Source organism: Nocardioides deserti (genome assembly GCF_014266025.1).
Taxonomy (GTDB): Bacteria; Actinomycetota; Actinomycetes; order Propionibacteriales; family Nocardioidaceae; genus Nocardioides; species Nocardioides deserti.
On the sequence record NZ_JACMYC010000018.1, the window covers coordinates 59,889 to 66,259 of the forward strand.

At 73.6% G+C, this 6,371-nt stretch carries 8 protein-coding genes; 5 read left to right on the forward strand and 3 right to left on the reverse strand.

The annotated features are described in order from the left end of the window. Nucleotides 1–25: 25 nt before the first annotated feature. Together H7344_RS18390 and H7344_RS18395 are read left to right on the forward strand one after the other, a co-directional pair. Entirely contained in the window at nucleotides 26–796 is a 771-nt protein-coding gene (locus H7344_RS18390; RefSeq protein ID WP_186347435.1) for a lysophospholipid acyltransferase family protein, read from the forward strand. Beyond that, entirely contained in the window at nucleotides 793–1,812 is a 1,020-nt protein-coding gene (locus H7344_RS18395) for an NAD(P)H-dependent glycerol-3-phosphate dehydrogenase (protein WP_186347436.1), read from the forward strand. The genes H7344_RS18390 and H7344_RS18395 overlap by 4 nt, the downstream gene beginning before the upstream one ends. 25 nt (nucleotides 1,813–1,837) lie before the next feature. On the opposite strand, the gene H7344_RS18400 is transcribed toward H7344_RS18395, so the two are convergent. After that, nucleotides 1,838–2,938, reverse strand: coding sequence for a trans-sulfuration enzyme family protein (locus tag H7344_RS18400; RefSeq protein WP_229706863.1), 1,101 nt, complete (start codon nucleotides 2,936–2,938; stop codon nucleotides 1,838–1,840). A gap of 30 nt (nucleotides 2,939–2,968) precedes the next feature. Here H7344_RS18400 and H7344_RS18405 point away from each other — a divergent pair, with 30 nt between their 5' ends. Next, a complete protein-coding gene (locus H7344_RS18405) occupies nucleotides 2,969–4,090 on the forward strand; it encodes a D-alanine--D-alanine ligase family protein (RefSeq protein ID WP_186347437.1) in 1,122 nt (373 codons plus the stop codon). 35 nt (nucleotides 4,091–4,125) lie between these two features. On the opposite strand, the gene H7344_RS18410 is transcribed toward H7344_RS18405, so the two are convergent. Further along, on the reverse strand, nucleotides 4,126–4,362 hold the full coding sequence (locus H7344_RS18410; RefSeq protein WP_166190128.1) for an Lrp/AsnC family transcriptional regulator: 237 nt from the start codon (nucleotides 4,360–4,362) through the stop codon (nucleotides 4,126–4,128). 113 nt (nucleotides 4,363–4,475) lie between these two features. Here H7344_RS18410 and H7344_RS18415 point away from each other — a divergent pair, with 113 nt between their 5' ends. After that, complete coding sequence (locus tag H7344_RS18415; protein ID WP_186347438.1) at nucleotides 4,476–5,447, forward strand: thiamine-phosphate kinase; 972 nt, start codon at nucleotides 4,476–4,478, stop codon at nucleotides 5,445–5,447. A gap of 91 nt (nucleotides 5,448–5,538) precedes the next feature. Here the strand turns inward: H7344_RS18415 and rpmB are convergent, their stop codons facing one another. Next, complete coding sequence (gene rpmB / locus H7344_RS18420) at nucleotides 5,539–5,724, reverse strand: 50S ribosomal protein L28 (RefSeq protein WP_011756723.1); 186 nt, start codon at nucleotides 5,722–5,724, stop codon at nucleotides 5,539–5,541. A 161-nt stretch (nucleotides 5,725–5,885) separates the two neighbouring features. Here rpmB and H7344_RS18425 point away from each other — a divergent pair. Next, on the forward strand, nucleotides 5,886–6,371 hold a 486-nt coding region (locus H7344_RS18425; RefSeq protein WP_186347439.1), incomplete at its 3' end, for a DAK2 domain-containing protein.

Consider the following 6,371-nt stretch of genomic DNA (forward strand, 5'->3'; position numbering starts at 1 on the left):
GCCGCGGGCGAGTAGCCTGCCCGTCGTGACGGTGCGGAAGCTGCAGCAGAAGCGGGGGTGGGCGTGGAACGTCGCAGTCGCGATCGTGAAACCCACGCTCCTCGCCACCACCCGCCACGAGTGGGAGGGCGGCGAGCGGATCCCCGAGCGCGGCGGCTGCATCCTCGTGATGAACCACATCTCCCACGTCGACCCGCTCACCGCGGCGCACATCGTCTACGACCACGGCCGCATCCCGCGCTACCTGGCCAAGTCGGGCCTGTTCAAGAACAAGGCGCTCGGGTTCTTCCTGCGGGCCGCCGGCCAGATCCCCGTCGAGCGGCTCACCCGCAACGCGGTGGGGGCGTACGACGCCGCGGTCGCCGCGGTGCGTGCGGGGGAGTGCGTGGTGGTCTACCCGGAGGGCACGATCACCCGCGACCCCGACCTGTGGCCGATGACGGGGAAGTCGGGCGCCGCGCGGATCGCGCTGGAGACCGGATGTCCCGTGCTCCCGGTCGGCCAGTGGGGCGCGCAGCAGCTGCTGGCGCCGTACGCGAAGAAGCCGGACCTGTTCCCGCGCAAGCTGATCCGGATGAAGGTCGGTGAGCCCGTCGACCTGGCCGACCTGCTGACCCGGCCGCGGAGCCCGGAGGTCGTCGCCGAGGCGACCGACCGGATCATGGCCGCCATCACCTCGCTGGTCGAGGACGTGCGCGGCGGCACCGCTCCGGCCGAGAGGTACGACATGCGCAAGCACGGGACCCGGCGCACCGGGAATCCCGCCCGCCACGAGATCGGGGAGGACCCGGCATGAGCACACTCCCCACCGGCGGCAAGGTCGCCGTCTTCAGCGCGGGGTCGTGGGGCACGGCGTTCTCCGTCGTGCTCGCCGACGCCGGCAACGACGTCACCCTGTGGGCGCGGCGGCCCGAGGTGGCCGAGGCGATCGCCGAGCGGCGGGAGAACCCCGACTACCTCCCCGGCGTGGAGCTGCCACCGTCGGTCACGGCGACCGCGGACGTGGAGGAGGCGCTGCGCGGCGCGGACGTCGTCGTGCTGGCCACCCCGAGCCAGTCCCTGCGGGAGAACCTCACCGCCTGGGCGCCCCACATCGAGCGCGACGCGGTGCTGGTCTCGTTGATGAAGGGCGTGGAGCTCGGCACGCAGGACCGGATGAGCGAGGTCATCGGCCAGGTGACCGGCGCCGGCCCGGAGCGGATCGCGGTCATCAGCGGCCCCAACCTCGCCAAGGAGATCGCCCGCCGCGAGCCGGCCGCCTCGGTCGTGGCGTGCGCGGACGAGGACGTCGCGCAGGTGCTCCAGCAGCGCTGCCACACGGCCGCGTTCCGTCCCTACACGAGCACCGACGTGCTGGGCTGCGAGCTGGGCGGCGCCTACAAGAACGTCGTCGCGCTCTCGGTCGGCATGGCCGTCGGCCTCGGCTTCGGCGACAACACGACCGCCTCGGTCATCACCCGCGGCCTGGCCGAGACCGCCCGCCTCGCCATGAAGCTCGGCGCCAACCCGCTCACGCTCATGGGCCTGGCCGGCCTCGGCGACCTCGTCGCCACCTGCTCCTCGCCGCTGTCGCGCAACCGCACCTTCGGCGAGAAGCTGGGCCAGGGGATGAGCACCGAGGAGATCTACGCCTCCACCAAGCAGGTCGCGGAGGGCGCCAAGTCCTGCTCCTCGCTGCTGGCCCTCGCCGAGCGCACCGGCGTCGACGCCCCCATCGCCCAGCACGTCGACGCCGTCGTCGCCGGCCGGATGACCGCGAAGCAGATGATGGAGGCCTTCATCGCCCGCGACACCAAGTCCGAGATCTACTGAGCGGACAGCGTCGACCTCCGGCTCGTCAGCCGACGAGGTCGTCCAGGGCGACGCGGAGGTCCTCCCACAGGTCGTCGACGTCCTCGACGCCGACGGAGAGGCGGACCAGCGCGTCCGGGATGGTGGCGGGCTCGGACTTCCAGCGGCGGCGCCGCTCGAAGGTCGACTCCACCCCGCCGAGCGAGGTGGCGTGGACCCACAGCCGGGTCTTGTGGGTGAGCAGGTCCGCGGCCATCGCGCCCTGGGCCAGGACGATCGCGACGATGCCGCCGAAGCCGGGGTAGCGGACCTCGCCGACGGCGGGGTGCTCGGCGAGCCGACGGGCGAGCTCGGTCGCGTTGGCCTGGGCGCGCTCGACGCGCAGGTGGAGCGTGCGCAGGCCGCGCAGGGCGAGGTACGCCTCGAACGTGCCGGGCACGGCGCCGATGAGGTCGCGGCGGCCCTTGAGGACCGAGAACAGCTCGTCGTCGCGGGTCACCACGGCGCCCATGAGCACGTCGCTGTGGCCGGCGAGGTACTTGGTCACCGAGTGCACGACCAGGTCCGCGTCCGACTCGAGCGGACGCTGGAGCAGCGGGGTCGCGAAGGTGTTGTCGACGACGGCGTACGCCCCGGCCTCGTGCGCGGCGGCGATGATCGTCGGCAGGTCCGCGATCTCGAGCGCAGGGTTGGTGGGGGACTCCAGCCACACCAGCGCCGCGTCGTCGCACGCCTTGACGACCGCGTCGGTGTCGGTGACGTCGACCAGCTCGGTGCGCAGCCGGCCGCGGGCCTCGAGGTCGGCCAGCTGCAGGATCGTGCCGTTGTAGCAGTTGCGCGGTGCGACGACCTTCGCCCCGTGGCCGACCAGGTCGAGCACGGTCGCGACGGCGGCCAGCCCGGAGGAGAAGGCCAGCGCGCGGCCGCCCTCCAGCCCGCCGAGCGCGGTCTCGAACGCCGCCCACGTCGGGTTGCCGTACCGGCCGTACTCCCGGTCGCCGCCCGCCACGAACGTCGACGCCGGCGTGATCGGCTCGTTGAGCGGCTGGTCCGGCTCGTGCGCCGGCCGACCCAGGTGCACGGCGCGGGTGCCCGCGCCCATGGCGGCCAGGTGGTCGGTCAGGTGGTCGGGCGCGTCCGCGGTCATGGGACAACCCTAGGTCGATAGGTTGGACCGGTGACCCGCAAGCCCCGCGTCGCCGTCGTCTTCGGCGGCCGTTCCAGCGAGCACGCCATCTCGTGCGTGACCGCCGGCAGCGTCCTCCCGGCCATCGACCGCGACCAGTACGACGTCGTCCCGATCGGCATCGCCCGGGACGGCCGCTGGGTGCTCGAGTCCGGGGACGCCGACCGGTTGCGGATCCGCGAGGGCGCGGGCGAGGACCGGCTGCCCAGCGTCGATGGTGACCGCGCGAGCGTGACGCTCGCCCGCGACGTGGGCTCCACCGACCTCGTCGTCACCGAGCCGTCGGCGCCGCCGCGCACGCTGGGCGAGGTCGACGTCGTCTTCCCGCTGCTGCACGGCCCGTGGGGCGAGGACGGCACGATCCAGGGGATGCTCGAGATGGCGGGCGTCCGGTACGTCGGCGCGGGCGTGCTCGCCTCCGCGGTCTCGATGGACAAGGCCTACATGAAGGTCGTGCTCGCCGCGGCCGGTCTGCCGGTCATGCCGAGCGTCGTCGTCACCGCGCCCGAGTGGGCGAGCGACCCGCAGGAGTGCCGCGACCGCTCCGCAGGGCTCGGCTACCCGCTCTTCGTCAAGCCCGCCCGCGGCGGCTCCAGCATCGGCATCTCCAAGGTGCACGACGCCTCCGGCCTCGACGCCGCCCTCGAGGAGGCGCTGCGGCACGACCCGAAGGTGCTGGTCGAGGTCTGCGCGACCGGCGCCCGCGAGGTCGAGTGCGGGGTGCTCCAGTCCCTCGACGGCGGCGCGGAGACCAGCGTGCCCGCCGAGATCCGGATCACCGGCGACCACGAGTTCTACGACTTCGACGCGAAGTACCTCCCCGAGGAGGCCACCGAGCTCGACGTCCCCGCGATGCTCCCCGACGGGGTGGAGGAGCGGCTGCGAGACCTGTCGGCCCGCGCGTTCCAGGCGGTCGGCTGCGAGGGGCTCGCCCGGGTCGACTTCTTCGTCTTCCCCGACGGGTCGCTGGTCGTCAACGAGATCAACACGATGCCGGGGTTCACCCCGCTGTCGATGTTCCCGCGGATGTGGGCCGCCAGCGGGCTGGCCTATCCCGACCTCGTCGACCGGCTGATCCGGCTCGCGCTGGCCCGGGACACCGGCCTGCGCTGAGCCCTCCGCCGGAAGGGCCTCGGCGGCCGGGTGGCTCAGATGTGGACGACCGGGCAGGTGAGCGTCCGGGTGATGCCGTCGAGGGTCTGCACCTTCGCGACCACGAGCTTGCCGAGCTCGTCGACGTTGCGCGCCTCGGCGCGGACGATGACGTCGTAGGGGCCCGTGACGTCCTCGGCGAGGGTGACACCCTTGACCTGCGCGATCTCGCGGGCGACCTCGGCGGCCTTGCCGACGTCGGTCTGGATCAGGATGTACGCCTGGACGACCATCGTGGTGCTCTCCCTGCTGGTGGACGGAGGTTCGACGTCAACCTACTCCCTGGCCCGGGAGCGCCGACAGCCCGGCGGCGCGTCGGACGGCGTACGTCTGGTGGGATGGGGACATGGCTGCTCCTGACCCGTTCCCCGCCGGCGCGACCCTCGCCGACGTCGGCGAGTTCGGGCTGATCGGCGAGCTCACCCGGTTCTTCGAGCAGGGCGAGCACGTCCTGGTCGGTCCCGGCGACGACGCGGCCGTGCTGCGGGTGCGCACCGGCCACGTCGTGGTCTCCACCGACCTCATGGTCGAGGGGCGGCACTTCCGCCGCGAGTGGTCCACCGCCGAGGACGTCGGGCACCGCGCGGCCGCGCAGAACCTCTCCGACATCAACGCCATGGGCGGCCGCGCCACCTCGCTGACCGTCGGGCTGGCCGCGCCGGCCGACCTCGAGGCGCAGTGGGCGCTGGACTTCGCGCGCGGGTTCGCCGACGAGTGCGCGCTCGTCGGCGCGAGCGTCGTCGGGGGAGACGTGACCCGGGCCGACCAGGTCGTCGTCGCGGTGACCGTCCTCGGCGGCTGCACCGTCTCCCCGGTGCTGCGCTCGGGCGCCCGCCCCGGCGACGTGCTGGCGCTGCACGGCCGCCAGGGCTGGGCCGCCGGCGGGCTGGCCGTCCTGGGCCGCGGCTTCCGCTCCCCGCGGGTGCTGGTCGAGGCCTACCGCCGCCCCGCCCCGCCGTACGACGCTGGGCTGGTCGCCGCGGAGGCCGGTGCGACCTCGATGATCGACGTCTCCGACGGCCTGCTCGCGGAGGCGGGCCACCTCGCGTCCGCCTCGGACGTGGCGATCGACGTCCGGCGCGGCGCGTTCGAGGTGCCCGAGCCGCTGCACGCGGTCGGTGCCGCCCTGGGCGCGGACCCGCTCTCGTTCGTGCTCGGGGGAGGGGACGACCACGCGCTCCTGGCGACGTTCGCGCCCGCCGACGTGCCCGAAGGCTGGGCGGTCGTCGGCGAGGTCGTCGAGCCGGGCGACGCCGGCGCGACCGTCACCGTCGACGGCGCGCCCCACGACGGCCCGACCGGCTGGACCCACTTCTGAGCCGAGGTGGCACGCGCGCAACTAAGGACGAGAGGCCGCCACCCCGCAGGGTGACGGCCTCTCGCGTGAAGCTGTTGAGAAGGTGCTCGCGTCAGCGAGTGACCTTGCCGGCCTTGAGGCAGCCGGTGCAGACGTTGAGCCGCTTGGGCGTCCCGTTGACGGTCGCCCGAACCCGCTGGATGTTGGGGTCGAAACGACGCTTCGTGATCTTGCGCGACCACGGCCGGTTGTTGCCGAAGCCAGGCTTCTTGGCGCAGATGTCGCAGACGGCAGCCACCGTGAACTCCTGATGATCGATTGCGTGTGAGGGGCCCGGCGAGCGGGCAACCGGGCGAGAATATCCGACACCCGGGTCCGCCGGGAAATCGCGGCTCGAGGCCATACCCTGTCTCCTCATCATCCCCGCAGGGGCCGCCCACGACCAAGCCGAGGACGCCGATGGAGGAAGTGCCGGGCCGCGGCGCCATCTCGTTGGCGGTCGTGCTGCGCTTCGTGGACATCGCGGTCGAGGCGCTGGCCGAGGCTCGCGAGGAGGTCGACGCACTCAACGTCTACCCCGTGCCGGACGGTGACACGGGCACCAACATGTGGCTGACCGTCTCCGCCGCGCGCGACGCGGTGCGCGAGGCGACCGGTGGCGGCGATCCCGCGGCCGAGCTGGGCCCGGCGCTGGCGGCGCTGGCCCGCGGTGCGCTCCTGGGCGCACGCGGCAACTCGGGGGTCATCTTCAGCGAGATGCTCGGCGCGATCGCGCGCCGCATCGCGTCCGGCGCGCCCGACGAGCGCAACGCCGTGGTCATGGCCGAGGCGCTGCGGCAGGCCAACGATGCGGCGTACGCCGCGGTGGGGCGGCCGGTCGAGGGCACCATGCTCACCGTCGGCCGCGCCGCCGCGGACGCTGCCGCCGAGCGGGCGGCCGCGCCC